The 26533-nt window shown below is 64.6% G+C and carries 23 protein-coding genes, 1 pseudogene and 1 riboswitch; of the genes and pseudogenes, 14 read left to right on the top strand and 10 right to left on the bottom strand.

Going from position 1 to position 26533, the window contains the following annotated elements; all coding sequences use genetic code 11:
* Nucleotides 1–122: 122 nt before the first annotated feature.
* Nucleotides 123–641 (top strand): O-acetyl-ADP-ribose deacetylase, encoded by a 519-nt coding sequence (locus tag TVC13_RS07820; RefSeq protein ID WP_422400657.1) that lies wholly within the window; start codon nucleotides 123–125, stop codon nucleotides 639–641.
* On the opposite strand, the gene TVC13_RS07815 is transcribed toward TVC13_RS07820, so the two are convergent.
* Nucleotides 638–1480, bottom strand: a complete 843-nt coding sequence (locus tag TVC13_RS07815) for a GAP family protein (RefSeq protein WP_422400656.1) — start codon at nucleotides 1478–1480, stop codon at nucleotides 638–640. The genes TVC13_RS07820 and TVC13_RS07815 overlap by 4 nt on opposite strands.
* 125 nt (nucleotides 1481–1605) lie before the next feature.
* Here TVC13_RS07815 and TVC13_RS07810 point away from each other — a divergent pair, with 125 nt between their 5' ends.
* Entirely contained in the window at nucleotides 1606–2877 is a 1272-nt protein-coding gene (locus tag TVC13_RS07810) for a sensor histidine kinase (protein WP_422400655.1), read from the top strand.
* Nucleotides 2874–3545: a response regulator gene (locus TVC13_RS07805; RefSeq protein WP_422400654.1), complete on the top strand. Its 672-nt coding sequence runs from the start codon at nucleotides 2874–2876 to the stop codon at nucleotides 3543–3545. Before TVC13_RS07810 ends, TVC13_RS07805 begins: the two co-directional genes overlap by 4 nt.
* Before the next feature lie 20 nt (nucleotides 3546–3565).
* Here the strand turns inward: TVC13_RS07805 and TVC13_RS07800 are convergent, their stop codons facing one another.
* The 6 genes from TVC13_RS07800 to TVC13_RS07775 form a co-directional block, all read right to left on the bottom strand.
* A complete protein-coding gene (locus tag TVC13_RS07800) occupies nucleotides 3566–4480 on the bottom strand; it encodes an ABC transporter permease (protein WP_422400653.1) in 915 nt (304 codons plus the stop codon).
* A complete protein-coding gene (locus tag TVC13_RS07795) occupies nucleotides 4477–5349 on the bottom strand; it encodes an ABC transporter permease (protein ID WP_422400652.1) in 873 nt (290 codons plus the stop codon). The genes TVC13_RS07800 and TVC13_RS07795 overlap by 4 nt, the downstream gene beginning before the upstream one ends.
* Nucleotides 5342–6310 carry an ABC transporter ATP-binding protein gene (locus TVC13_RS07790; RefSeq protein WP_422400651.1) on the bottom strand — a complete coding sequence of 323 codons (969 nt, stop codon included), beginning with the start codon at nucleotides 6308–6310 and terminating at the stop codon, nucleotides 5342–5344. The genes TVC13_RS07795 and TVC13_RS07790 overlap by 8 nt, the downstream gene beginning before the upstream one ends.
* Before the next feature lie 90 nt (nucleotides 6311–6400).
* On the bottom strand, nucleotides 6401–7339 hold the full coding sequence (locus TVC13_RS07785) for a bifunctional methylenetetrahydrofolate dehydrogenase/methenyltetrahydrofolate cyclohydrolase (RefSeq protein WP_422400679.1): 939 nt from the start codon (nucleotides 7337–7339) through the stop codon (nucleotides 6401–6403).
* Nucleotides 7340–7359: 20 nt separating this feature from the next.
* A complete protein-coding gene (gene glyA, locus TVC13_RS07780) occupies nucleotides 7360–8643 on the bottom strand; it encodes a serine hydroxymethyltransferase (protein WP_422400650.1) in 1284 nt (427 codons plus the stop codon).
* An 88-nt stretch (nucleotides 8644–8731) separates the two neighbouring features.
* Nucleotides 8732–8822: riboswitch (ZMP/ZTP riboswitch) on the bottom strand.
* Nucleotides 8823–8824: 2 nt separating this feature from the next.
* Nucleotides 8825–9367: a GNAT family N-acetyltransferase gene (locus TVC13_RS07775; protein WP_422400649.1), complete on the bottom strand. Its 543-nt coding sequence runs from the start codon at nucleotides 9365–9367 to the stop codon at nucleotides 8825–8827.
* Nucleotides 9368–9451: 84 nt separating this feature from the next.
* Between TVC13_RS07775 and purU the strand changes: the two genes are divergently transcribed.
* From purU to TVC13_RS07730, 9 genes and pseudogenes are all read left to right on the top strand, one after another.
* The gene (gene purU, locus TVC13_RS07770; RefSeq protein ID WP_422400678.1) at nucleotides 9452–10330 is read left to right on the top strand and encodes a formyltetrahydrofolate deformylase; all 879 of its coding nucleotides are present in this window, start codon (nucleotides 9452–9454) and stop codon (nucleotides 10328–10330) included.
* Nucleotides 10331–10424: 94 nt separating this feature from the next.
* Nucleotides 10425–10949, top strand: a complete 525-nt coding sequence (locus TVC13_RS07765) for a gamma carbonic anhydrase family protein (RefSeq protein WP_422400648.1) — start codon at nucleotides 10425–10427, stop codon at nucleotides 10947–10949.
* A 106-nt stretch (nucleotides 10950–11055) separates the two neighbouring features.
* Nucleotides 11056–12264 carry an ROK family transcriptional regulator gene (locus TVC13_RS07760; RefSeq protein WP_422400647.1) on the top strand — a complete coding sequence of 403 codons (1209 nt, stop codon included), beginning with the start codon at nucleotides 11056–11058 and terminating at the stop codon, nucleotides 12262–12264.
* A gap of 240 nt (nucleotides 12265–12504) precedes the next feature.
* Entirely contained in the window at nucleotides 12505–14076 is a 1572-nt protein-coding gene (mmsA, locus tag TVC13_RS07755; protein WP_422400646.1) for a multiple monosaccharide ABC transporter ATP-binding protein, read from the top strand.
* Nucleotides 14073–15365, top strand: a complete 1293-nt coding sequence (gene mmsB / locus TVC13_RS07750; protein ID WP_422400645.1) for a multiple monosaccharide ABC transporter permease — start codon at nucleotides 14073–14075, stop codon at nucleotides 15363–15365. Before mmsA ends, mmsB begins: the two co-directional genes overlap by 4 nt.
* 81 nt (nucleotides 15366–15446) lie before the next feature.
* Complete coding sequence (locus tag TVC13_RS07745) at nucleotides 15447–16529, top strand: substrate-binding domain-containing protein (protein WP_422400644.1); 1083 nt, start codon at nucleotides 15447–15449, stop codon at nucleotides 16527–16529.
* 191 nt (nucleotides 16530–16720) lie between these two features.
* Nucleotides 16721–17836, top strand: a complete 1116-nt coding sequence (locus tag TVC13_RS07740; protein ID WP_422400643.1) for a Gfo/Idh/MocA family protein — start codon at nucleotides 16721–16723, stop codon at nucleotides 17834–17836.
* Nucleotides 17837–17977: 141 nt separating this feature from the next.
* Nucleotides 17978–19447, top strand: a complete 1470-nt coding sequence (locus TVC13_RS07735; protein WP_422400642.1) for a glutamate--cysteine ligase — start codon at nucleotides 17978–17980, stop codon at nucleotides 19445–19447.
* Between the two features lie 192 nt (nucleotides 19448–19639).
* Nucleotides 19640–20035, top strand: a pseudogene (locus TVC13_RS07730) (Hsp20/alpha crystallin family protein); the annotation flags it as partial.
* Between the two features lie 536 nt (nucleotides 20036–20571).
* Here TVC13_RS07730 and TVC13_RS07725 read toward each other — a convergent pair.
* The gene (locus TVC13_RS07725) at nucleotides 20572–21792 is read right to left on the bottom strand and encodes an NADP-dependent isocitrate dehydrogenase (RefSeq protein WP_422400641.1); all 1221 of its coding nucleotides are present in this window, start codon (nucleotides 21790–21792) and stop codon (nucleotides 20572–20574) included.
* Nucleotides 21793–21967: 175 nt separating this feature from the next.
* Nucleotides 21968–23581 (bottom strand): bifunctional phosphoribosylaminoimidazolecarboxamide formyltransferase/IMP cyclohydrolase, encoded by a 1614-nt coding sequence (gene purH, locus TVC13_RS07720; RefSeq protein WP_422400640.1) that lies wholly within the window; start codon nucleotides 23579–23581, stop codon nucleotides 21968–21970.
* Nucleotides 23582–23859: 278 nt separating this feature from the next.
* Here purH and TVC13_RS07715 point away from each other — a divergent pair, with 278 nt between their 5' ends.
* Entirely contained in the window at nucleotides 23860–25212 is a 1353-nt protein-coding gene (locus tag TVC13_RS07715) for an MFS transporter (protein ID WP_422400639.1), read from the top strand.
* A gap of 107 nt (nucleotides 25213–25319) precedes the next feature.
* On the opposite strand, the gene purN is transcribed toward TVC13_RS07715, so the two are convergent.
* Nucleotides 25320–25898 (bottom strand): phosphoribosylglycinamide formyltransferase, encoded by a 579-nt coding sequence (purN, locus tag TVC13_RS07710; protein WP_422400638.1) that lies wholly within the window; start codon nucleotides 25896–25898, stop codon nucleotides 25320–25322.
* Nucleotides 25899–25937: 39 nt separating this feature from the next.
* Here purN and TVC13_RS07705 point away from each other — a divergent pair, with 39 nt between their 5' ends.
* Entirely contained in the window at nucleotides 25938–26381 is a 444-nt protein-coding gene (locus TVC13_RS07705; RefSeq protein WP_422400637.1) for an NfeD family protein, read from the top strand.
* Nucleotides 26382–26533 lie beyond the last annotated feature (152 nt).

Raw genomic sequence — 26533 nt, 5'->3', positions numbered from 1 at the left:
ACGAGATAACAGTTACGGCCCGTTTCGGGGCCGAAAAGAGCTTTTTCTGCCATCTCGATGACAGGGTTCGGGACAGGGACGGGCGGGTTGCCGGCGCGCGGCTGCGCTGGAAGGCTGGGCCAATGGATATTGAGCTGGTGCAGGGAGACATTACAACGCGCGACGTCGACGCAGTGGTCAACGCCGCCAACTCGTCTTTGCTGGGCGGCGGCGGAGTGGACGGCGCGATCCACCGGGCGGCCGGGAGGCAGCTGCTCGAGGCCTGCCGTGCCCTGCGGAAGACCGACTATCCGGACGGGCTGCCGGTGGGACAGGCGGTTGCCACGGAAGCCTTCGATCTTCCAGCCCGCTGGGTGATCCACACCGTGGGCCCCAATGCCAACGCAGGCCAGACTGATCCGGAACTGCTGCGCCAGGCCTTCGCCAACAGCCTGGCCGTGGCCGAGGAACTCGGGGCCGCGACCATTGCCTTCCCCGCCATCAGTGCCGGGGTCTACGGCTGGGACGCGAACGACGTCGCCCGCACAGCCCTGCAGGCAGTTAGAGACCATCCGGGAACAGGCATTGAACGGGTTGAGTTCGTGCTGTTCAGTGACCGAGTCGCGCAGGCGTTCCGTGCCGCACTCGGATACCGGGACTAGCCGCCAAAAGGATTCCAGGCAGCACCGGGGAACAGCCCGGCCAGTCCTGCGCGGAGCATCAGGAACCCGACGATCCCCACGATCCAGAGCACCGCTTCACCCGCTGCCTTGGACAGCCAGGCCCGCAGCCGTTCCAGCGGTCCGTCCAGGCGCCGTCCCAGCAGCCCCCGTGCGGTCAGCAGCACGGCTGCAGGAAGCAGCATCACCAGGCAGTACAGTCCCAGTACCCCGGCGGACATGGTCCAGCCTGTCCCCGATGAGGTCACCAGGCCTACGGCCGCCAGGTAGGGCAGCATGGTGGGCAGTTCCAGGAGGCCGGCCAGGAGTGCGAGTCCCAAAAGTCCGCCCCGGGTGTCCAGGGCCTTGCCGATGCGGTGCTGCCAGCGGCGCTCAGTTGCCTGCGAGCGCTGGAGCACGGCCGTAGCCCGGGCGCTGCCGGCTTGTGGGTCACCGCCACCCGCCGCGTTTGGGGCGAAGCCCGGCGCCGCCTGCGGCCCGGCAGCCCCGGGTTCGGTGCCGGGCTTCTTTAAGCTGTCCTTGAAGGACCAGAGCAGCATGCCTGCGCCGGCGGCAATCATTACGGCCTGCACCGCCGGGACTTCCAGCAGCGTACTTATCCCCCCGCCCATCATCTGGCCCAGTCCGCTGGCTCCGGAGAGCAGCAGCAGCCCCACGATGAAATAGAACACCCCGACGGCGCCGAGGTAAACCGCCACCTTCCCGGTGGTCCTTCCGGCATCCCGCCGCATCAGGAGCCATACAGGAATCACTAGGGTGCCGATGCTGGTGCTGTCTACCAGTGCAAGTACGCCGAGCTGGGCCAGGGTTTCCGGAGTCATGACCAACACTCTTCCGCGGATCCGGCGGGCTGGAATCCGGCCTTCGGTGTAGCCGGGGTCATTCTTTGGTGCCACAGCACCGGAACGTGCTTGGCCGCAGGCAATGCCCACGTCAGGATGGAGTCATGAACCTCTCCCTGGGCCAGGCTGCCCCTGCCCGCAGGATCCGGCGCGAGGACGTCCTGCTGGCGCTTGCCTACGCTGCCCTTGCGTGGCTGCTGCATTCCCTGGACCTGACCGCCACCGGATCCCCGGCGGTCCCGCAGCTGGAACCGTGGTGGCCGGTGCTGACCGTCATTGGCTGTGGCGCCGTCCTGTTCCGCCGCATACGGACGGCCGTGATGGTACCCGTCTGCATCGCCGCTGCGGTGCCCCTGGTCCTGGCCAACAGCACGGTGGGGTTGTTCCTCATCTTCGAAGCTGTCTTTTCCCTGGTGCTGTTCGGCTCCGCCCGGGCAGCCCGCGCCGCGGAGGTCAGCGTCCTGGTGCTCTGCGGCGCCTCCGGCCTGACGGTGTGGGTACTCACGGCCAACCTCCGCGACGGTGTCACCGTCATCCTGCTCACCGGCATGATTCTGCTGCTCCCGGCAGAGTGGGCCTCCAACCTGCGCAAGGCGGGCCAGCTGGCCAGGAGCGAGAGTGCCCGGGCAGCCGCCATCCGCGCAGCCGCACGGGACCAGGAGCGTCTTGCCGCCCGCGAACACGAGCTTGCACTGGCAGCCGAGCGGCAGGACATGGCCAGGGAACTGCATGATGTCCTCTCCTCGCGGCTCTCGGCTATTGCCCTGCAGTCCGGAGCAGCACTGCGCAGCCCGCAGGGCAGCTCGCTGCCCGTCGAGGTGCTGGCTCATGTGCGGCAGGAAAGCGTAAAGGGCCTGGAGGAGCTGAACGGAATGATCCGCACCCTCAGTACCGGTGTCCCCCGGGCGCTGGCCGGCAGTGTCCAGGACCTCGACGCCGTTGTTGCAGGACACCGGGCAGCTGGAATGAACATCGACTGGAGCAATCGGGTCAGCGGCGAGCTGCCCTCCCCCGTGCAGGCGGCTGTCTACCGGATCGCCGTGGAAGCGCTGGTCAACACTGCACGCCATACGGACCAAGCCCGGGTCAGCATGCTGCTGGAGCGTGTTCCGGGCGGGCTCCGGCTGGTGGTGGAGGACGACGGCGGGAATGCCGTCCCGGGGGCCACGCCTGCGGCCCCCGGCGCAGGACCGGGCACGGGCACCGGGCTGCCCAGCATACTGGCACGCGCCGAGCAGCTTGGCGGCCGGGCGGCTGCGGGTCCCTCGGCAGAAGGCACCGGATGGAAGGTTGAAGCACTGCTCCCGGTCACTGTGCCGGAGGCGGCACCGGAACCCCATCAGAACAGCGTCAGCGCAGGAGGAACAAAGGTATGAGCGGGGACATTCGGGTACTGCTGGCGGACGACCATGCCGCGATCCGGCTGGGCATGCGCATGGTGCTGGAGACCGAGCCCGGTTTCGAGGTGGTTGGCGAGGCAGCCGACGGCGCCACTGCCGTGCGGATGGCCAGTGCGCTGCGCCCGGACATTGTGCTGATGGACCTGCGGATGCCCGTGGTCGACGGGGTCCAGGCCACCAGCGAGATTGCTGCCGCCGGCCTGGCCAGAGTCGTCGCCCTGACCACCTTCGACCACGATTCCTACCTGTTTGGCGTTCTCTCCGCAGGCGCGGCAGGGTTCCTGCTCAAGACGGCAGAACCGGCGGAAATCACGACGGCGCTGCGCCGGGTCCACGACGGCGGCACAGTGATTGCCCCGGAGGTCGCCGGCCGGCTGGTGGATGCGTTTGTCTCCGGAAGGGAACGTGCCGCTCCTGGCGCGCAGGTTGTTCCGGCCCAGCCTGCGGCACCGGAGCTGGAGCTGACATCCCGGGAAGAGGAAGTCCTGGACTGCCTGGCCGAAGGCCTGAGCAACGTCCGGATCGCCCGCAAACTGGGCATCTCGGAAACAACCGTCAAGACCCACGTTTCCCGGGTGCTGGCGAAGCTCGGCGTTGAATCCCGGCTGCAGGCCGCCCTGGCTGCCCGCGTCCGCACGCCCTAGGCCGGGAACCGGCACAGGCCCTACTTCTGGAACAGTGCTTCGAGCCGCCGGGTCGTGACAATCAGGCCGATCCCGATCATCACCACAAAGTAGAGCAGGTGCCCGGCAGTAGCCAGGCTGAAGGCTCCCGCACTGATTTGGCGCAGCATCTCCACGCCGTGCCACAGCGGCAGTGCCTGAATGATCCACTGCACGGCCTGCGGGTAGACGCTGAGCGGGTAGAACGTGGCGGAGAACAGGAACATGGGCAGCATGACGAAGTTGACCCAGTCCAGCTGCTGGAAGGTCTTCATGTAGCTGGTGATCGCCATCCCGAAGGACGCGAACCCAAAGGCCACCACCACGGCGGCCGGAATCATCAGCAGCGCCACCGGGGAGGTCACCAGTCCCATGGCGGCCATGACGGCGGTAAAGCCGGTGGCGTACATGGCCCCGCGCAGCAGCGCCAGCAGGATTTCGCCGAGTGCGACGTCGAGCGGGCCCAGCGAGGTGGCCAGCATCCCCTCGTAAAGCTTGGCGTAGTTCAGTTTGAAGAACACGTTCATGGTGGAGTCGTAAACCGCGCCGTTCATGGCGGATACAGCCAGCAGCGCCGGCGCGATGTACGCGGCGTAGCTGATCTGTTCCCCGCCCGGGCCGGTGACGGTGCCGATCAGCGCGCCCAGTCCGATCCCCATGGCGAGGAGGTACAGCACGGGTTCGACGAACCCGCTGATCATGATGGACCAGTTGGTTCCCCACGTGGCTTTCAGCCCGCGGGCAAAAACGGCGCGGATGTTTCTGGCGTACAGCGAACCCAGGAAGCGGTTCCCTGCCAGCGCCGGTGACCCGGGAGCCAGGAAGTCCGACGCCGCTGCGCCGGTACGGTGTTCAGAGCCGGTACGGTGTTCAGAGCCGGTACGGTGTTCAGAGCCGGTACGGTGTTCAGTGCTCATTTGCCCAGCCTCCGGGTGAACGTCCGCCGTGCCAGGATCCAGCCGCCCGCTGCGAGTACCAGCAGGTAGGCCACGTGCACCACGGTCAGGAGAACCGGCTCACCAAGGCCGTAGCTGAACAGCCGGCCCAGCTCCGTGGCGTGCCACAGCGGTGAGATCCAGCCGATCCACCGGATCACCAGCGGCAGGGTGTCCAGCGGGAAGAAAGTTCCGGAGAACAGGAACAGCGGCATGACGATGAACCGCTGCACCATCGCGAACTGCCCGCGGTCCTCGGTGATGGACGCGCTGTACGCCATCAACGGCAGGCCGAACGAAAGCCCGCCCAGGATGGCCGTGAAGATCATCAGCCACGCGGTGGCCGGATTGCCGGCTGCGCCGAACAGCAGGAGGAAGCCGAAGTAGGCACCGCAGGTGATCAGCAGCCGGACGCCGAGCCCGAGCACGTGCCCGTCCACCAGCTGGCCGCTGGACAGCGGCGAGGCATTGGGACCGTAGTAGGTCCGCCGCCATTTGAAGCCGGACATCACCGTGTAGGTGTTTTCCTCGCTGGAGACCATGATTGCCGCCGTCGCCAGCAGTGCGGGCGCTACGAACATCAGGTAGGAAACGGAGGTGCCGTTTCCGGCTTCGAACGCCGCGTTGGTCCCGGTGTCCACCAGTGAAGCCAGTCCGATTCCCATGCCAAAGAGGTAGACAAGCGGGGTTCCGACGGCAGTGACCAGCACCGTGATCCCGTAGCCGCGCATCCGGCGCAGCCAGTGCTCTGCATAGTAGAAGGCTCCGAAGCGGCGGGCCCTGCGGGCGGTTTCTTCGGGCGTGAGCGGGGACCGCAGCCCCAGCACTGCGTGGGTGCGCTGCTCAGTCAACGAGGCTCCTGCCGGTGAGGCGAAGGAACACGTCCTCCAGCGAGGAACGCCGCACCAGGGAGGTGATGGGGCGCAGTCCGCGGGCGCTGACCGCCTCCAGTGCCGCTTCGCCGTCGTTCGCGTAGATCAACACCCTGTCCGGCAGTGTCTCAATGCGCTCCCCGATTCCATCCAGCTCCGCGGCCACCGTTGTGTTGCGCTCGGAACCGAAACGAAGTTCCACCACTTCACGGGAGGAATGCGCTCGGATCAGGGCTGCCGGTGACCCTTCGGCCATGATGGTGCCCTTGTCCACCACAATCAGCCGGTCACAGAGCTGCTCGGCCTCGTCCATGTAGTGGGTGGTCAGGATCAGCGTGACGCCGGCTTCCTTGAGCCGGAAGAGCCGGTCCCAGAGAATGTGGCGGGCCTGCGGGTCCAATCCGGTGGTGGGTTCGTCCAGCAGCAGGATCTTGGGATCGTTGATGAGTGAGCGGGCAATCGTCAGGCGCCGCTTCATGCCGCCTGAGAGATCGTCCACCCGTGCCTTGGCCTTGTCCGTCAGCTGCGCGAACTCCAGCAGTTCGTCCGCTTTGGGCTGCAGGTAGCTCTTGGGCAGCCCGAAGTAGCGTCCATAGGCAAGCAGGTTGTCCCGTACCCGCAGCTCCTCGTCCAGGTTGTCCTGCTGCGGGACCACACCCAGGTGTGCCCGGACTTCGGGTCCATTGGTGTTGGGGTCCAGGCCCATGATCGCCAGCTCGCCGGAGGTGCGGCGGGAGACTCCGCCGATCATCTTCATGGTGGTGGATTTCCCGGCGCCGTTGGGGCCCAGGAGCCCGAAGGACTCCCCTGCCGGAACTTCGAAGCTGATTCCGTCAACGGCGGTGAAGTCCCCGTAGGACTTGGTGAGGTTCGACGCGGCGATGACCGGGCCCTGGAAGCCGCTCACGGCGGGAGAAGAGGAGGTTGTGATCTGCGGCACCCGGCAATCATAGTGCAGGGTGCCCGGGGACACACGCAGGCCCGCCCTCCGTTGCGGGAGGACGGGCCTGCGTGTGTCCGGAGTGGTGGCTTACGCGGCCGGGAGGATTCCTGCGGTGCGCTCCGCAGCTTCAACCACATTGGCCAGCAGCATGGCCCGGGTCATCGGTCCCACGCCGCCCGGGTTCGGCGACATCCAGGAAGCGACGCTCATGGCATCCTTTTCGACGTCGCCGCTCAGGGTGGTCTTGCCGGTTTCCGGGTCGGTAACGCGGGTGACGCCGACATCCAGGACGATTGCGCCGGGCTTGAGCTCGGCGGCCTTGATCATGCCGGGGAAGCCGGCAGCGGCTACCACTACGTCGGCTTCGGCGAGCAGTTCCGGCAGGTTTACGGTGCCGGTGTGGGCGAGGGTGACCGTGGCGTTGATCTGGCGGCGGGTCAGCAGCAGGCCCAGCGGCCGGCCAACGGTCACGCCCCGGCCGATCACCAGTACGTTCTTACCGGTCAGCACCAGTCCGTTGCGGACCAGCAGCTGCACGATGCCGTGCGGGGTGCACGGCAGCGGGGACGTCATGGGATCTGAAACGTTGAGCACCAGCCGGCCCAGGTTCACCGGGTGCAGCCCGTCGGCGTCCTTCTCCGGGGCGATGCGCTCCAGGATGGCGTTGGTGTCCAGGTGCTTGGGCAATGGGAGCTGGACAATGTAGCCCGTGACCGCCGGGTCCTCGTTCAGCTCATCAATGACCTTTTCCAGCTCTTCCTGGCTGATGTCTTCCGGCAGGTCGCGGCGGATGGAGTTGATGCCCACCTGCGCGCAGTCCTTATGCTTGCCGCCCACGTAGGAGTGGCTGGCAGGGTCGTCGCCCACCAGTACGGTTGCCAGCCCCGGAGTGATTCCGTGTTCATCCTTCAGGACCTGGATGCGGCCTGCCAGCTCGGCCTTGATCTCCTTGGCGGCTTTGATGCCGTCCAGGACCTGGGCTGTTGCGGGTGCGGTTTCTTCAGCGGTCTCCACAGCGCCTTCCATATTTGTGCCTTTTTCCACGTTTACCATTCCTCCTGGCCCGGGTAGAGCGGGAAGTCCTCGGCCAGGGCGGTGACCCGGCTGCGCAGTGCTTCGGTGTCCGGGGAAGGCTTCAGGGCCGCGGCGATGATCTCGGCGACCTCGGTGAACTCCTTGGCACCGAATCCGCGGGTGGCCAGCGCGGGGGTTCCGATGCGCAGGCCGGACGTGACCATCGGCGGGCGGGGATCGAACGGGATCGAGTTGCGGTTCACGGTGATCCCCACCGAGTGCAGCAGGTCTTCGGCCTGCTTGCCGTCCAGTACGGAGTTCCGCAGGTCAACCAGGATCAGGTGGACGTCGGTGCCGCCGGTGAGCACGGAGACACCGTGCTCTGCGACATCAGCCGCGGTCAGGCGGTCGGCGATGATCCGGGCGCCTTCGAGCACGCGTTCCTGCCGCTCACGGAATTCCTCCGAGCCGGCAACCTTGAACGCCACGGCCTTGGCAGCGATGACGTGCATGAGCGGACCGCCCTGCTGTCCGGGGAAGACGCTGGAGTTGATCTTCTTGCCGAATTCTTCCTTGGCCAGGATCATGCCGGAACGCGGGCCGGCAAGGGTCTTGTGCACCGTGGAGGTAACGACGTCGGAATACGGCACCGGGCTCGGGTGCAGTCCGGCTGCCACCAGGCCGGCGAAGTGCGCCATGTCCGTCCACAGGTAGGCGCCAACCTCGTCGGCAATCGAACGGAACGCTTCGAAGTCCAGCTGCCGCGGGTACGCGGACCACCCGGCAATGATGACCTGGGGCTTTTCGGCAATTGCCTGTGCGCGGACCTTGTCCATGTCCACGCGGTAAGTGTTTTCGTCCACGCCGTAGGCCGCAACTTCGTAGAGCTTTCCGGAGAAGTTCAGCTTCATGCCGTGGGTCAGGTGACCGCCGTGTGCCAGGTTCAGGCCCATGATCTTGTCACCGGGCTTGATCAGGGCAGCGAGCGCGGCAGCGTTGGCCTGGGCTCCGGAGTGCGGCTGCACGTTGGCGAACTCGGCGCCGAACAGGGCCTTGACCCGTTCGATTGCGAGGTTCTCGGCGACATCAACCTGCTCGCATCCACCGTAGTAGCGGCGTCCGGGGTAGCCCTCGGCGTACTTGTTGGTCAGGACCGAGCCCTGTGCTTCCAGTACGGCACGCGGGGCGAAGTTTTCTGAAGCGATCATTTCCAGCGTATTGCGCTGGCGGGCCAGTTCCCCGTCTAGGACTGCGGCGATCTCCGGGTCAACCTCGGAGAGGGGGGCATTGGTGACGGGCTGGGTGGATAGTCTCACGTGGATCTCCTGGGGAAAGGTGTTCTATAGGTCAGGCTACCTGCCGGGCACCCCCGGGGTCCGGGCATGACAAACAGATGACAACTTGACCGAAGGCCCAGGCGTGCGATCCGCGGTATGTTACTGCTCTGTGCCGCTTCCTGGTGGTTACCCACCCAACGCCAGTTGCGACGGTTACATCCTACCGTGCAGTGACGTCCTCCCACTCGAAGCCGGAAACGGTTCCCGTTTCCCAGTCAGAGCGCAGCCGGCTGTAGACCACTTCCGCCAGCCGGCTCCCGTCCGGCAGGGGCCACTCCTCGCGCAGGTGCCCTTCCTTGATGAATCCGGTGCGCAGCAGGGTCTTGCGCATGGCAATGTTGTCTTCCCGCATCCGTCCGGCGAAGCGGCGCGGGTGCGGGTAGTCGGTGAAGACTTTGTCCGTCAGGGCACGAAGCACCGGAACCCCCTTGCCCTCACCTCTGTGCTCCTCCACCAGGCGAAGGTCGAAGTACGCGCACTCGTCGTCGAGGTCCTCCAGGATCACCAGGCCAAGCCGGTGGTTGCCGCCGAAGACCCAGAAGGTGCAGACGCCGTCGGACTCAAACCTTCCCTCCAGCAGCAGCCTGCGGACCAGTTCCTCGGAGGGAGCCGTGATCCGGTGGAACGGAAAGCTGTTGGTGGTCAGGAATTTGACCAGTTCCTCTTCGTCCTTGTCCATAAGCGGGGCGAAAGTAACGTCCATTCACCCAGCCTAGGCGGTGGGCGCCCGGGCGGTAACCTTGGGAAGGTGAGAGAAGATGCCTCCGCCGGGCTGCCGGCGTCCCCCATTGCCCCTGTTTCCCCCCTCGACGCCGCTGCGGAAGCCGGCGCGTACACACTGACGCTTTCCTGTGCCGACCGGCCGGGAATCGTCCACGCTGTCTCCGGTGCGCTGGCGGGAGCAGGCGGGAACATCACGGAGTCCCAGCAGTACGGGAGCCCGGACTCCGGCACCTTCTTTATGCGCGTGGACTTCACGGCACCGGGGACCTACGACGACGTCCGGTCCCGGATCACTCCGGTCGCCGGACAGTTCGGGATGGACTGGGAACTGCACCGCGCCGGAGTGCCCGTGCGCACCCTGATCATGGCGTCCAAGGACGGGCACTGCCTCAACGACCTGCTCTTCCAGCAGCGGGCCGGCAACCTGCCGATCGAGATCCCCGCGATCGTTTCCAACCACCGGGATCTGGCCGGCCTGGCTGAGTTCTACGGCATTCCCTTCCATCACATCCCGGTCACTGCGGACACAAAGCAGGAAGCCGAGAACCAGCTGCGGGCACTGATGGCCGAACTGGACATTGAGCTGGTGGTACTGGCCCGCTACATGCAGATCCTGAGCAACGAACTCTGTCAGGAGCTCTCCGGCCGGGCGATCAACATCCACCACTCCTTCCTGCCCTCCTTCAAGGGCGCACGCCCGTACCACCAGGCGCACGCCCGCGGCGTAAAACTGATCGGGGCGACGGCACACTACGTGACCTCGGACCTGGATGAAGGGCCGATCATCGAGCAGGAAGTCATCCGGGTGGACCACTCCCGGACAGCCCAGCGGCTTGCCGCCCTCGGTGCCGGAGTTGAGGGACGCACCCTGTCCAAGGCGGTGCAGTGGCATGCCGAGCACCGCGTGCTCCTCGACGGCCGCCGGACCATCGTCTTCAACTAGGCAAGCGTTCAGCACGCCATCCTTCCGCACGTCGACTCAGGGGACGCCGTGCCGCACACCGGGCTGGCTGCTGCCCGACCGTTAGAGTTGTCGCATGGCTCACATCGTTACGCTCCGCGGCAAGACACCCGTTTTCGACCCGTCTGTTTTCCTGGCACCCACGGCGTCGCTGATTGGCGACGTCGAACTGGGTCCGGGAGCCAGCGCGTTCTACGGCGTCTGCGTGCGCGGTGACTCCAACGCGATCCGTGTCGGCGCCGGAACCAACCTGCAGGACAACGTGGTGCTGCACGCCGACCCGGGTTTCCCCACCAGCGTCGGCGAGCGGGTCAGCGTGGGACACAACGCCGTCGTGCACGGCTGCACTGTGGAGGACGACTGCCTGGTGGGCATGAGCGCAACCATCATGAACGGGGCGGTCATCGGCGCAGGTTCCCTTGTGGCTGCAGGCGCACTGGTGCTCGAGGGTACCCAGGTTCCGCCGCGCTCCCTGGTGGCCGGGGTGCCTGCCAAGGTGCGCCGCACACTGACGGATGAGGAGTTCGCCAACGTGCAGCGCAACGCTGCCCACTACCTCGAAATGGCAGCCGAGCACCGCGACGCTCTCGCTGCCCAATAATTTCCCGCCACTCCCCCCGGGCACCGGGCAATAATTCTGCGTGCTCAAAAAAACTCTTTGCATTCATTTCTTGACCACAAGCGATCCGTATAGGACCCTAAACTCTATGTCTGCCGAATCACCCTCAACGTTGAGGGCCTTTCCCGCCGCCGGCCGGCGAACAAAACCCGGTTCCCAGACCGCGCTGCGTGCACGCAACCAGCAGCGCATCCAGGAGGCACTGCTCGCTTCCGGCCCGCAAACCCAGGCCGAGCTCTCACGCTCGACCGGCCTCTCCAGCGCCACAGTCTCAAACATCGTCCGGCAGATGTCCGAATCCGGGCTGGTGATGACTGAACCGACCACCAGCTCCGGCCGCCGCGCCCTTTCCGTCCGGCTCAACGACACCGGCGCGGTCGCCGCCGGGATCGACATCGGCCGCCGCCACGTCCGGGTAGTTCTGGCCACCCTCGGCTACAGCATCATCGGTGAAGATTCGATCTCCCTGCCTGCCGGGCACAGCGCCGACGAAGGCATGGACGCCGCCGCGGAACTCTTCGAATCCGTACTCCGCGAAGCCGAGGTGGACCGGGACCGTGTCCTGGGCGCCGGCGTCGGCATTCCCGGCCCGATCGACCGGCGCAGCGGCACAGTGGTGCGGGGCGCGATCCTGCCCGAATGGGTGGGCATCAACATGCGGGAAGACCTGGCCGCCCGGCTCAAAGTCCCCGTTCACATCGACAATGATGCAAACCTCGGCGCGCTGGCACAGGTGACATGGGGGCCGCACGGCGGCTGCGAGAACCTCATCTTCGTCAAGGTTGCCACCGGCATCGGCGCAGGACTGGTGATCAACGGGTCACTGTTCTACGGCCATGTAGGCATCACCGGGGAAATCGGCCACGCCACCATCTCGGACCAGGGCCTGATCTGCCGCTGCGGGAACCGCGGCTGCCTGGAAACCGTTGCCTCCACCGCCACCATGATCGATCTGCTCAGCCGCGCCTCCGCGGAGCCGGTCACCACAGCTGACATCATCGCGCAGGCCGCGGCCGGAGATCCTGCCACGCTGCGGGTGGTGGACGACGCCGGGATGGCCGTGGGCAGGGCGGTGGCGGGCATTGCCAACGCGCTAAACCCCGAGGTAATCGTCGTGGGCGGCTCGCTGACCGGTTTGGGTGAAGCTTTCCTGAGCCCCATCGAGCGCGGACTGCTGCGCCACGCCGTGCCGCTGATTGGAGAAACCACCACGATCACGATGTCCTCGCTCGGTGACCGCGCCGAGGCCCTGGGGGCTGCTTCGCTGGTCCTGGCGCAGGCCGACGCACTGCTCTGATCAGCCCTTTTTTCGGCAAACCCATTTTATTTAGAATCTATGTTTTTTTGGCACTGTTTCGGTCTTGCGTTCAAGACTTGACGACAAGTAGGGAATAAGAGTTTACTTCTCTATCGACCCCTATTGGGGTCTGCAGCAAGACAAAGAAGTCACAACGGGAGGCACTTATGCGAGCAGCAGTTGCAGCTCGGGCAACTGGAGCGCTCAGCGTCCAGTGCCCCTACGGCGGGGTTTGGGCACATGCCGCATAACCACACCATCCTGGAAATGCGTTCCATCACCAAGGAATTTCCCGGCGTCAAGGCTCTGTCCGACGTCTCAATCTCCGTAAAAGCTGGAGAAATCCACGCTATTTGCGGTGAAAACGGAGCCGGCAAATCCACCCTCATGAAGGTTCTTTCCGGGGTCTACCCCTACGGAACCTACAGCGGCGAAATCGTCTTCCAGGGGGAAGTTGTCCAGTTCAAGGACATCCGTTCCTCTGAGGCCGCCGGCATCGTCATCATCCACCAGGAACTGGCGCTGATCCCCGAACTGTCCATCGCGGAGAACATCTTCCTGGGCAACGAGCCTCGGCGCTTCGGTTTCATCGACTGGGACCGCGCAAACCTCGAGGCATCCGAGCTGATGGCCAGGGTTGGCCTCGAGGAAGACCCCACTACCCCGATCAAGGACATCGGTGTGGGGAAGCAGCAGCTCGTGGAGATCGCGAAGGCCCTGAGCAAGCGCGTGAAGCTGCTCATCCTCGACGAGCCCACAGCCGCACTGAACGAAACCGATTCCCAGCACCTGCTGGACCTGATGGCCGGGCTTAGGTCCAAGGGGATCAGCTGCATCATGATCTCCCACAAGCTCAACGAGATCGAGCAGATCGCGGATTCGATCACCATCATCCGTGACGGCAAGTCCATCGAAACCATCGACGTAGCCGTCGACGGCGCGAACGAAGACCGCATCATCAAGGGCATGGTGGGCCGCTCGCTCGAGTCACGCTTCCCGGACCACACCCCGAACATCGGTGAAGTGTTCTTTGAAGTGAGGGACTGGACCGTCGGGCACCCCACAGTGCCGGACCGCCTGGTTTGCAAGGGTTCCAGCTTCCACGTCCGGCGCGGTGAGATTGTCGGCTTCGCCGGCCTCATGGGAGCCGGCCGCACGGAGCTGGCCCGGTCCCTGTTCGGACGTTCCTACGGCAACTTCATCAGCGGCGAGATCATCAAGGACGGCCGGCAAGTCACCTTCAAGTCCGTGCCGCAGGCCATCAGCCACGGCCTCGCGTACGTGACGGAGGACCGCAAGACCCTCGGACTGAACCTGCTCGATGACATCAAGGCCACCACTGTGGCCTCGAACCTGAAGAAGATCACCAAAGGCCTCGTCGTCGACAAGGACCAGGAATACCGATACGCCGAGGAATACCGCAAGAACCTGCGGACCAAGGCTCCCACCGTGGACGAAGGCGTTTCCAAGCTCTCCGGCGGAAACCAGCAGAAGGTTGTCCTGGCGAAGTGGATGTTCACCGACCCGGACCTGCTGATCCTCGACGAACCCACCCGCGGCATCGACGTCGGTGCCAAATACGAGATTTACGGGATCATCCAGCAGCTGGCCAACCAGGGCAAGGGCGTGATCGTGATCTCCTCGGAGCTTCCCGAGCTCCTTGGTCTCTCCGACCGCATCTACACAATTTTCGAAGGCGCGATCACCGGTGAACTTTCCAAGGCTGAAGCCAGCCAGGAAAACCTCATGAAGCTCATGACCTCCGCCGGCAAGCAAACCTCCGACCTCGCCACCCAAGGACCCCTCTCATGAAAGCCATGAAACAGCTGCTGAGCGGCAATGGCCGCCAGTTCGGCATGATCTTTGCCCTCGTCGTCCTGATCGGCCTCTTCCAGTGGCTGACCGGCGGCAAGACCCTGACGCCCACGAACATGATCAACCTGTTCAACGGCAACTCCTACATCCTGATCCTTGCCGTGGGCATGGTCTTTGTGATCATCGCCGGGCACATTGACCTCTCGGTCGGCTCAGTCGCCGCCGTAACCGGCATCATCGTGGCCATGGCCATGCGGGACTGGGGCATTCCGTGGTGGGCGGGCATCCTGCTCGGCCTGCTGATCGGTGCCGCCATCGGTGCCTGGCAGGGCCTCTGGGTGGCCTACGTGGGTATACCGGCATTCATCGTCACGCTCGCAGGCATGCTGATCTTCCGCGGCGCCAACCAGTACATCGGCAAGTCCAACACCGTTCCCGTGCCGCAGGAATTCCAGTTCATCGGCGCCGGCTACCTGCCCGAGGTTGGTCCCAACACGGGCTACAACAACCTGACCCTGCTCCTTGGCCTGGTCCTCGCCGCCGTCGTAATCGTCGGTGAAGTCCGCCGCCGTGCCAAGACGGTGAAGATCGGCTCGGTTAATCCGCCTGCCTGGGTTGCCGTCACCAAGACCGGCCTTCTGGTCGCTGCAATCCTCTACGCCACGTACCTGTTCTCTACGGGCCGTCCGGGTACCTCCTTCCCGGTATCCGGCATCATCCTGGCTGCCCTGGTGGTCCTGTATGTCTTCATCTCCACCAAGACCGTGGTCGGCCGCCACGTCTACGCTGTGGGCGGCAACCTGCACGCAGCTGAGCTCTCCGGCGTGCGGAGCAAGAAGGTCAACTTCCTGGTCATGATGAACATGTCCATCCTGGCCTCCCTGGCCGGCATGATCTTCGTGGCCCGCTCCACCGCCTCCGGACCGTTTGACGGCACCGGCTGGGAACTCGACGCCATCGCCGCAGTCTTCATTGGCGGTGCAGCCGTCTCCGGCGGCGTCGGCACCGTGGTTGGCTCGATCGTCGGCGGCCTGGTCATGGCCGTGCTGAACAACGGCCTGCAGCTGCTGGGCATCGGCGCTGACCTGACCTCGATCATCAAGGGCCTGGTCCTGCTGATCGCCGTGGCACTGGATGTCTACAACAAGAGCCAGGGGAAGCCCTCCATCATCGGCATGATGATGAAGAACTTCGGGTCCAAGGACAAGCTCTCCGTCCCCGCACCCGTGAATCCCAAGCCTGAGATGCCCACCGGCACCAAGTCCACCATCGGAACGGATGCCTAAGCCCCACCGGGCCGCTTAATCCGCGCCGCAATCCCCGCACCACCCATACCACCCGCACCACCCATCAAGAGAAGGAACACCATGCGTAAGATCGCAAAGTCATTTGCCGTAGTCGCCACGGTGGCAGCACTGTCGCTGTCCGCCTGCGGCCGTGCCGACGAAGCTTCCACCGGCGAAGCTGCCGGCTTCGAAGAGGGATCGGCAATCGGCGTAGCGCTGCCCCAGAAGACCTCGGAAAACTGGGTCCTCGCAGAAGGCCTGTTCAACGACGGCCTGAAGGAAGCCGGCTACGAGCCGCAGGTCCAGTTCGCCAACGGCGGCGTCTCCGAGCAGCAGAACCAGATCAGCTCCATGATCACCAACGGCGTCAAGGTCCTGGTTGTCGGAGCAATCGACGGCGCCCAGCTCGGCTCCCAGCTGCAGGAAGCCAAGGATGCCGGCATCACCGTCATCGCCTACGACCGCCTGCTGACCAACACTGAGAACGTTGACTACTACGTCGCGTACGACAACTTCCAGGTCGGCCAGCTCCAGGGCCAGGCCCTGCTGGACGGAATGAAGGCCAACAAGCCCGAAGGCCCCTGGAACATCGAGCTCTTCGCCGGCTCCCCCGACGACGCCAACGCACAGGTCTTCTTCGACGGCGCCATGGACGTCCTGAAGCCGGAGATCGAAGCCGGCAACCTGAACGTTGTTTCCGGCCAGACCGAATTCAACCAGGCTGTCACCCAGGGCTGGAAGGCCGAGAACGCCCAGAAGCGCATGGACACCCTGCTCTCGGGTTCCTACGGTTCTGAGGAACTGGACGGTGTCCTGTCCCCGAACGACACCCTGGCCCGCGCCATCCTGACCTCCGTCGCCGCTGCCGGGAAGCCGGTTCCGGTTGTGACCGGCCAGGATTCCGAGGTTGAGTCCGTGAAGTCCATCATGGACGGCGTCCAGTACTCCACCATCAACAAGGACACCCGCGCCCTGGTGAACCACACCATCGACATGGTCAAGGGCCTGGGTGCCGGTGAAGAGCTGGAAATCAACGACGACGAGTCCTACGACAACGGTGTGAAGGTTGTTCCGGCCTACCTGCTGGAACCGCAGATCGTCACCAAGGACAACGCTGCCGAGGCTTACGCCAACGATCCGACGCTGGCTGAACTGGTCAAGTAAGTACAGTTTCCGCTGACGCGCTGAGCCCGGGCTGTCCTCCGTTACGGAAGGCAGCCCGGGCTTTTTCGTACCGCACAATAACCAAACCGTCCGCGGGTGAGCGTCGGGACTGGGCAGTTTACGGCCCGGCCAATAAGGTAGTTCTAATGCCGAGACACTAGCCAGCCAAGCCAATGATTGAGAGCCGAAATATGAGCGCCCCGCAGTTTATCCGCACACCGCCGTGCGTCCTTCAGGGGGCGCCCAGCCCGGTGCAGGCCACCGGCCGTACCCTGCGCTGGGGCGTCGTGGCCACCGGCCGCATCGCAGGGCGTGTCACCGAGGACATTGCCCGGCTCGAGGACGCCGTCCTGCAGGCCGTCAGCTCGCGGTCGGAGGCCACGGCCGTGGAATTCGCCCAGCGTTTCGGCTTCGCCACCAGTTATTACGACGACGATGCCCGGGGCAAGGGGTACCGCCAGCTCTTCGCTGACCCGGAAGTGGACGTTGTCTATATAGCTTCTCCGCACGCTCAGCATTACGAGCTCGCCCGTGAGGCACTCGAGGCCGGGAAGCACGTGCTCTGCGAAAAGTCGATCACTATCAACGCCGCTGAACTGGCTGACCTAATCGACGTAGCCTCGCGCCGCGGAGTGTTCCTGATGGAAGCCGTCTGGACCCGTTTCCTGCCGTGCATCAACCGGCTCTGGGAGATCCTCTCCAGCGGCGAGCTGGGTGAGATCCACTGGGTCCAGGCGGATCTTGGTTTCCCGGCGCCGTACGATCCCGCCGCCCGGCTTTGGGATCCTGCCGCAGGCGGCGGAGCCCTCCTGGACCTTGCCGTCTATCCCCTCACGCTTGCAGTCGGCTCGCTTGGCTTCCCACAGCGCGTCCAGGCGAGCGGCACCCTGAACAGCGACGGCGTCGACACCCAGAACGCACTGAACCTGGGCTACAGCTCCGGTGCACAGGCGCAGCTAACCTCGTCCCTGCTCGCCTCCGGGCCCCGCACCGCCACCATCTCCGGCAGCGAGGGCTGGATCCGAACCGGCGCTCCCCTGCATAACCCGGTGGAGCTCTACATCCAGCAGCACATGGGTCCGGCCCGCACTGAGCGTTTCCAGCAGGTGGGCAATGGTTATACCTATGAACTCCGGGAAGTCACGCGCTGTATTCAGGAAGGCCTGACCGAGAGCCCGACCATGCCCTGGGCCGATTCCCTGCAGACCATGCAGCTCTTTGATGAGGTACGTGCCCAGCTCGGTGTCCGCTACCCCAACGACGAACGCTCCCTTCCGTCCCTGCAGCCGGCGAGCAAGCTTCCGTAGCAGTCCGCGCTGCCCGCCGTCCGTCTGGAAGCACCGCTTCCGGACGGACGGTTTTCTTTGCCCCGGTGTTGTTGGCACGGACCGAAAATGAGGGCCGCCGGGATGCTATACATCGCCACCGCGGCGTGGTTATCTTCATCCATGGGAACAGAGGTCAACGCCAGGTCGTTCACCCGCGAAGAGCGGACCCGCTACCGACGCCGGCTGCTGGAGAATCTGGACAGGTTCGCCGGCTTCCTGGGTACTGCGCAGTTCGCGGACACCGCGAGCATCGGCGTCGAACTTGAATTGAACCTGACCAACGACGACTTCACGCCCGCCCTGCGGAACTCCTCCGTGCTCGAGGAAATAGCCGATCCGTCCTTCCAGACGGAAATGGGAGCCTTCAACATTGAGATGAACCATCCGGCGATGTCCATCCGGGGCCAGGGCCTGCTGGAGCTGGAAGAGAGCCTGCGTGCCCAGCTCAACCGGGCCGACGAGCTCGCGGCCAAGGCTGAGGCGAACATCCTGATGGTGGGCATCCTGCCCACGCTCACCAACGACGTGCTCGACGGCGATGCCTGGATTAGCTCCGGCGCGCGCTACGCGGCGCTGAACACTTCCGTGCTCCAGGCCCGCGGCGAGGATGTGTACCTCTCGCTGAACGGGTCCGAGTCCCTGACCCAGTACGCGAAGAACATCGCTCCTGAGGCTGCCTGTACGTCCCTGCAGCTGCACCTGGAGGTCAGCCCGGCGGACTTCGCTCCGGCCTGGAACGCTGCCCAGCTGATTGCCGGGCCCCAGGTGGCTTTGGCAGCCAACTCGCCAATCTTCCTGGAGCATGTGCTCTGGCAGGAAACCCGGATCGAACTCTTCAAGCAGGCCATCGACACCCGTCCGCCGGAGATGCGAAACCAGGGTGTGCGGCCGCGGGTTTGGTTCGGCGAACGCTGGATAACCTCCATCTTCGATCTGTTCGAAGAGAATGTGCGGTATTTCCCGGCGCTGCTGCCCGAGCTCTCCCCCGCCAGTTCCGGTTCCACGGATGCCGGTGCTCCCCTGCTGCCGGAGCTGCGGCTGCACAACGGCACCGTGTACCGGTGGAACCGGCCCATATATGATCCGGGCACCCACGCGCCGAACCTGCGGCTCGAAAACCGTGTGCTGCCCGCCGGACCAACCGTCCTGGATGTAAGCGCCAACGCGGCCTTCTTCTACGGTCTGGTGCAGACCCTGCGCACTGCGGACCGTCCGCTGTGGACCCGCACGGCGTTCAAGACCGCTGCGGACAATTTCCTGGCCTGTTCGCGGCTGGGCCTGGATGCATCGGTGTATTGGCCCGGCATCGGAGATATCCCGGTGACGGAGCTGGTGGTGCGGCATCTGGTTCCCATGGCTGCAGACGGGCTCCGGGAGCTCGGTGTGGATGACGCGCTGATCGAGCGCTACCTGACGGTGATCCGTGAGCGTGCCAGGACCGAGCAGAACGGTGCTTCCTGGCAGGTTTCAGTTCTTATGCGGCTTGAGGCTGAGGGCTATGACCGCACCTCAGCGCTGGCCGAAATGACCCGCCGCTACTGGCACCTCATGCACAGCAACGAGCCGGTTCATCTGTGGCCGGTGAATTGATCATCGGGGACCCGGATTTTTGCATGACCTCTGGCACTCGATATTGGCGAGTGCTAGCCTAATTCTATTCTTGAGTGGAGATGACTCAACCCCGATTCAGTTACCGCTCAAGCAGTCGACCCTTCGTTATTCCTGTCAGTGAAGAACACATCCACCCGTCTGAACGGGACGGGTGAAAAGGAGTTGATGAGAATGGCCATGAAATTCGATCCTTTCCGCGAACTGGACCGCATGGCAGGAGCCCTTTTGGATCCCAGGCAGCGGCTGCGGCTGATGCCGATCGACCTGTACCGCGAGGGTGACCACTACATCTTGAACGCCGACCTGCCCGGCATAGATCCGGGATCGGTCGATGTGGATGTTGACGGCCAGCTGCTGACCATCCGGGCCGAACGCACCATCCACGTGCCCGACGGCGCCACCTGGCTGAACCGGGAGCGTGAGTCCGGCACTTTCCTGCGCCAGCTGAACCTGGGCCAGGGCATAAACATCGAGGGCATTTCCGCCAAGTATGAAAACGGTGTCCTGAGTGTGTTTATCCCCGTGAGCGAGCGGGCCAGGCCCCGCAAGATCGAGGTTTCCTCGTCCTACTCGGGTGACAGCAATGTGATCAGCGGTGAGTCTGAGACGGTCAGTTCATCGGTCAGCTCGGGCTCCTCCTCCGGCTCGGCTTCCGGCGGAGGCAGCGGCTCCTCCGGCGGCATGGGCTCGGGCGGTTCCGGATCCGGGATGGGAGACTCCGGCAGTTCCGGTTCCGGCTTCGGCTCCGGTGGCTCCGGTTCCCCGGGTTCGTCCGGCTCGGGATCGGGATCCGGCGGCATGGACTCCGGCTCCGGGAGCTCCGGCTCCTAGTCCTCAACCCGCTCCTGACGTGCCACTGTGAACTCGCCAGTGCCGCGGCGACCCCGGACGGTGACACAGCGAGCTCGCCGGACGGGCCGGGTTAGGCGGCTTTAATACTCCAAGCGAGCTCTGCGAGCGAAGGAGTTTCGTTGCCGCCGTTCCGGCCCGCCCGGCGGGCAGGACAGCCCCGGACCCGCGGCCCGGACAACCCGAAACAAACAGCCAGCCCCGATCCTTTCCGGACCGGGGCTGGCTGTTTACTGCGGTATGAAGCTTGGGTCTTAGCCCAGGCGCACCTTGAGGTTCTCGTCCAGTGCGGCGAGGAACTCTTCGGTGGTCAGGTACGGCTGGTCGGGTCCGACCAGCAGTGCCAGGTCCTTGGTCATCTTGCCGGATTCGACCGTCTTGACGACTACGTCTTCAAGGGTCTGCGCGAAGTTGATGACCTCGGGGGTGTTGTCCAGCTTGCCGCGGTGCATCAGGCCACGGGTCCACGCGAAGATCGAAGCGATCGGGTTGGTGGAGGTGGGCTTGCCCTGCTGGTGCTGGCGGTAGTGACGGGTCACGGTGCCGTGTGCGGCTTCAGCCTCAACGGTCTTGCCGTCCGGGGTCATCAGCACGGAGGTCATCAGACCCAGCGAGCCGAAGCCCTGCGCAACGGTGTCGGACTGGACGTCGCCGTCGTAGTTCTTGCAGGCCCAGACGTAGCCGCCTTCCCACTTCATCGCGGAGGCAACCATGTCATCGATCAGGCGGTGCTCGTAGGTGAGGCCGGCTGTTTCGAACTGATCTTTGAACTCGGCGTCGAAGACTTCCTGGAACAGGTCCTTGAACTGGCCGTCGTAGGCCTTCAGGATCGTGTTCTTGGTGGAGAGGTACACCGGGTAGTTGCGCTGCAGGCCGTAGGCGAAGGATGCACGTGCGAAGTCCTTGATGGACTCGTTGAAGTTGTACATGCCCATGGCCACGCCGCCCTCTTCGGGGTACGTGACAACGGTCTGCTTGATTTCTTCGCCGCCGTCAGCCGGGGTGTAGGTCAGGGTCAGGGTGCCGGCACCCGGGACCTTGAAGTTGGTGGCCTTGTACTGGTCGCCGTGTGCGTGGCGGCCAATGATGATCGGCTTGTTCCAGCCCGGAACCAGGCGCGGGATGTTGGAGATGATGATCGGTTCGCGGAAGACGACGCCGCCGAGGATGTTGCGGATGGTCCCGTTCGGGGAAACCCACATCTTCTTCAGGCCGAATTCTTCAACACGTGCTTCATCCGGAGTAATGGTTGCGCACTTGACGCCTACGCCGTGTTCCTTGATCGCGTTGGCTGCGTCGATGGTGACCTGGTCGTCCGTGGCGTCACGGTTCTGGATCGAGAGGTCGTAGTACTTCAGGTCTACGTCCAGGTACGGGTTGATCAGGCGGTCCTTGATGAACTGCCAGATGATCCGCGTCATCTCGTCGCCGTCGAGCTCTACGACAGAGCCCACAACCTTGATTTTGTCAGCCACACGGTCTCCTTGTGGAATGGGGGTCCGCGGACATGGCTTTAGACATGCGGGGACCCGGCTTTTTGGGTCTGGTTTCTGTGTCCAACTATGCCACAGCGCAGTTGCGCTCCCTAAACTGCGGGCCGCACGCGGACATCATGCGCGCGGCCCGCAGCGGGGCATTGCCGGGTGTCTCCTAGTGGAAGAAGTGCCGTGCTCCGGTGAAGTACATGGGTACGCCGGCCGCGTTCGCGGCCGCAATCACCTCTTCGTCACGCACGGAACCGCCGGGCTGGACGACGGCGCGGACGCCGGCGTTCAGCAGGATCTCGAGTCCGTCGGCGAACGGGAAGAAGGCATCCGAGGCAGCTACGGCACCCCGGGCACGCTCGTCATCTTCACCGGCCAGGGTGTTGGCACGCTCCACAGCGAGCTTGCAGGAGTCAACGCGGTTGACCTGACCCATGCCCACGCCTACGGAGGCGCCGTCGCGGGCGAGCAGGATCGCGTTGGACTTTGCGGCGCGGACGGCACGCCAGGCGAAGGCCAGATCGGCCAGCGTCTTCTCATCGGCGGCTTCACCAGTGACGAGGGTCCAGTTGGCCGGATCGTCACCTTCCGCTTCGACGGTGTCCGGCTGCTGCATCAGCACGCCGCCGGAGACCTGGCGGAATTCCAGCGGGTTGCGTCCGTAGCCGTCCGGCAGGGTGAGCAGGCGGATGTTTTTCTTGCGGGAGAGGATCTCCACGGCTTCCGGCTCGAAGTCCGGAGCAATGACAACCTCAGTGAAGATGTCCTTTATGGTCTCAGCCATGCCGGCGGTAACCGTGCGGTTTGCGGCAATCACGCCGCCATAGGCGGAGACCGGGTCGCAGGCGTGTGCCTTCAGGTGGGCGTTCGCGATCGGGTCAGCAGCACCCGGTGAGGCTACGGCAACACCGCACGGGTTCGCGTGCTTGACGACGGCGACTGCCGGCTCGTCGAAGTCGAAGGCGGCACGCAGTGCGGCATCGGCGTCGACGTAGTTGTTGTAGGACATGGCCTTGCCGTGCAGCTGGTCTGCCTGGGCCACACCGGGCATCGAGTCCTGGTCTGCGTAGAGCGCAGCTGCCTGATGCGGGTTTTCGCCGTAGCGCAGCACCTCGGAGCGTTCCAGGGCCATACCGCTGTACGCAGGCCAGGTTGCTCCGGCTTCGGTGCCGTCACCGAACTGCGCAGCCGTCCACTTGGCCACGGCTGTGTCGTACGCAGCGGTATGGGCGAACGCTTCGGCAGCCAGGCGGCGTCGTTCGTTGAGGTCAAACCCGCCGGCAGCGGCAGCTGCGGTGACAGCGGAGTACTTGGCCGGATCCACCACAACGGCGACGGAGGGGTGATTCTTGGCGGCAGCGCGGACCATGGACGGTCCGCCGATGTCGATCTGCTCGACGACGTCGTCCTGTGCTGCGCCGGACTTCACGGTCTCGACGAACGGGTAGAGGTTCACGACCACGAGGTCGAAGGGTTCGATGCCGAGCTCTTCGAGCTGGTCCCGGTGGTCCTGGCGGCGGCGGTCGGCCAGGATGCCGGCGTGCACACGCGGGTGGAGCGTCTTCACGCGGCCGTCCAGGCATTCCTGGAAGCCGGTGACTTCGGCTACCTCGGTGACCTGAATGCCTGCAGCGGCGATCTGCTTGGCGGTGGAGCCGGTGGAGACAATGCTGACGCCGGCGGCGGAGAGGCCCTGAGCCAGTTCCGTCAGGCCGGTCTTGTCATAGACCGAGATGAGGGCCCGGCGGATAGGTACACGGTCAAGGGGGGTGTTGCTCACGGAAGTCACTCCAACTGGGTATCGGCGAACGATGCACGCGGGCCATCGGCGGGCCCAAGGTTGAGTTTATGCCTTGGGCCGTCCGGGCACAGGCCCGCGGGTAATACTCACCGGCAGGGCCGTCACCCTTTTGACGCGGCCGCTTTCTGGTGTGCTTGGCGGCGGGGCGCATTCGGGAACATTACGCGCTCCGGGGAGCCGCGCGGCGTCGTCCGTTGTAGAGTTTGCCCAGTTAGTGCATTTATGACTATAAGTCCCGGCGGAAGGCCAGCCCCTAAATGACAACGACCCATACCCTGCCTGCGGGCGACGAGGTGGTGCAGAACCTGCCGTGGCGCTGGCGGGTCCAGGGCAAGATCTTCCTGATCGGCGGGCTGGGCTTTATGTTCGATGCCTGGGACGTCACGCTCAACGGCGTCCTCATTCCCCTGCTGTCCGAGGAGTGGAACCTTGTGCCGGCGCAGGCTGCGTGGATTGGCACTGCGAACCTCCTGGGAATGGCTATTGGCGCGTTCCTGTGGGGCTCCATTGCGGATGCGATCGGCCGCAAGCAGGCCTTTACCGCGACGCTGCTGATTTTCTCGATCTTTACCGTGGCCGGTGCCTTCGCGCCGGACATCGCCTGGTTCTGCGTCTTTAGGTTCCTTGCCGGTGTGGGGCTGGGCGGCTGTGTTCCGGTGGACTACGCCCTGGTGGGTGAGTTCACTCCGCGGAAGCAGCGCGGCCGGGTGCTGACTGCCATGGACGGCTGGTGGCCGGTAGGTGCTGCGCTGTGCGGCGTGACTTCCGCCGTCATCATGGCGACCGTTGCGGACTGGCGCTGGACCATGCTGGTGATGGTTATTCCTGCGCTGCTGGTGTTCTGGGTCCGGCGTTCGGTGCCCGAGTCCCCGCTGTTCCTGGTCCGCAGGGGCCGCACTGAAGAAGCCAGTGCGGTTATCAATGACCTGATTCGCCGTACCGGGGGAACCCAGACTGAGTGGCGGCTTCCGGAGCCGGAGCCCGCACAGAAGTTCTCGCTGAAGACCACGGGAAGTCAGCTTGCCGAACTGTGGAGGTCCAATCCGAAGTCCACGGTGACAGCCTGGTCGCTGTTCGTGACGGTGCTGCTGGTCTATTACCTGGCCCTTCAGTGGATGCCGAAGATCCTCGTGGATGCCGGGTATGCCGAGTACAAGGCGTTCCTGACGACGTCGGGCATGGCTGCAGTGGGTCTGCTGGGTGTTGTTGCTGCGGCCCTGCTGGTGGAGCGGGTTGGCCGCAAGTGGCTGCTGGGGATCACCGGGCCTGCGGCCGCGGCGTCTCTGGTGGTGGTGGCCCTGGTGGTGGACGTTCCGGCTGCCGCAACGACATGGCTCTTGATCTACGGGTTGGTGGTGCAGGTGGCCATACCGGTGCTGTACACCTATGTTTCCGAGCTCTACCCCACCCGTCTGCGTGCCAGCGGGTTCGGCTGGGCCTCCACTGCCTCGCGTGTTGGTGCCGGTTTCGGACCATTGCTCTTTGTTTCCGTGCTGTGGCCGTATCTGGGACTGCCGCTGTCCTTTGCCGTCGCCGGACTGCTGGTGGTGGCGGCGGTGCTGTGGATGGCGAAGTTCTCGCCTGAGACCAAGGGCGCTGCGCTGGACTGAGGTTCCCGGGCTGGGTTAGGTTCGCGTTGGGTTAGGTTCCGCGCGGGGGCAGCTCACCAGAGGCGGGCCGCTGATCAGGGAGCGGCTCACCAGGGGCGGGCCGCTCGTCAGAGGGCCGGAATGCCTTCTTTGCTGATCTTGGCCAGGGTCTCGATCAGCAGCCGGCGTTCCTGCACCTTGATGCGCTCGTGCAGGGTCTCCTCGGTGTCGCCGTCGAACACCTCCACCGCAGCCTGCGCCAGAATCGGCCCGGTGTCCACGCCGGCGTCGGCAATGTGCACCGTGCAGCCGGTTACCTTCACGCCATAAGCGAGTGCATCGCGGACTCCGTGCGCGCCCGGGAAAGAGGGCAGCAGTGCGGGATGCGTGTTGACGTATCGGCCTTCGAAGGTGTCGATGAAGTGCTCATCCACAATCCGCATAAACCCTGAGGAAAGAACGATCTCGGGCTCGTAGGATGCGACCTTCTCTGTCAGGGCGCGGTTCCAGTCGGCGCGGACCTCGTAGTCCTTGAAGTTCACTACGAACGTTTCGTATCCGGCTGCGGCAGCGCGTTCGACGCCGTAGGTTCCGTTCCTGTCGGCACCTACTGCCGCGATTTCGACGTCGAGCTCTCCCGCTGCCACCGCATCGAGGACGGCTTGGAGGTTGGAGCCGGTGCCGGAAACCAGAACAACAATTCGCATGTGTCAACCTTAAGTCCAAGCGTCGCCTAGGCTTAATCCATGAATAACGACGGCCCTGATGTACGCCCGCGACCGCCGTTTCCCCCGGCAACACGCAAACCGGAGCCCACACCGGCCCAGTCGAAGGAAGCCCGGTCCTACCTGTGGGTGTTTATTGCCCTGCTGCTGGGAATGCTGATCAGCTCTGAGCTTGCGCTTCCCTGGAAGCTGCTCCCGCTTGCCCTGGGTATTGCGGCTCTGGTGGTTGGCATCATGACTCTGGTTAAAGTGGTCCGCTACGGGCTGCACAGGTCGCTGCGTGTGATCATTTCGATGGGTCTTGCAGCTACAGCCTTTATGACTCTTGGCCTTGCTGCCATGGTGGCTCTGTGGCCGTTTACTGCCAAGTACGAGACCTGCATGCAGTCAGCGCTGACTGTCCAGGCTACGGAGACCTGCACCAAGGATTACCTGAGCTTTGGCGGGATGCTGCCTCAGCCGTAGCCGCGCGACTTCCGGGCGTCCGTCTGTGGGCCGTTCGGTCCCACTGCTCTCCCGGACCGCGGTGTTCCTGGCCGGGCCAGCTGCCCTCCTTGCCCACCCCGCCTCTGGGCGCGCTTGCCCCCCCCGGCGGGCCCGCGGCCCGCCGTGGCCTG

The organism is Arthrobacter sp. 3Tela_A (assembly GCF_049311025.1).
Lineage (GTDB): Bacteria > Actinomycetota > Actinomycetes > Actinomycetales > Micrococcaceae > Arthrobacter_B.
The sequence above is the reverse complement of the archived record's forward strand: the minus strand, read 5'-3'. Positions and strand labels throughout refer to the sequence as shown.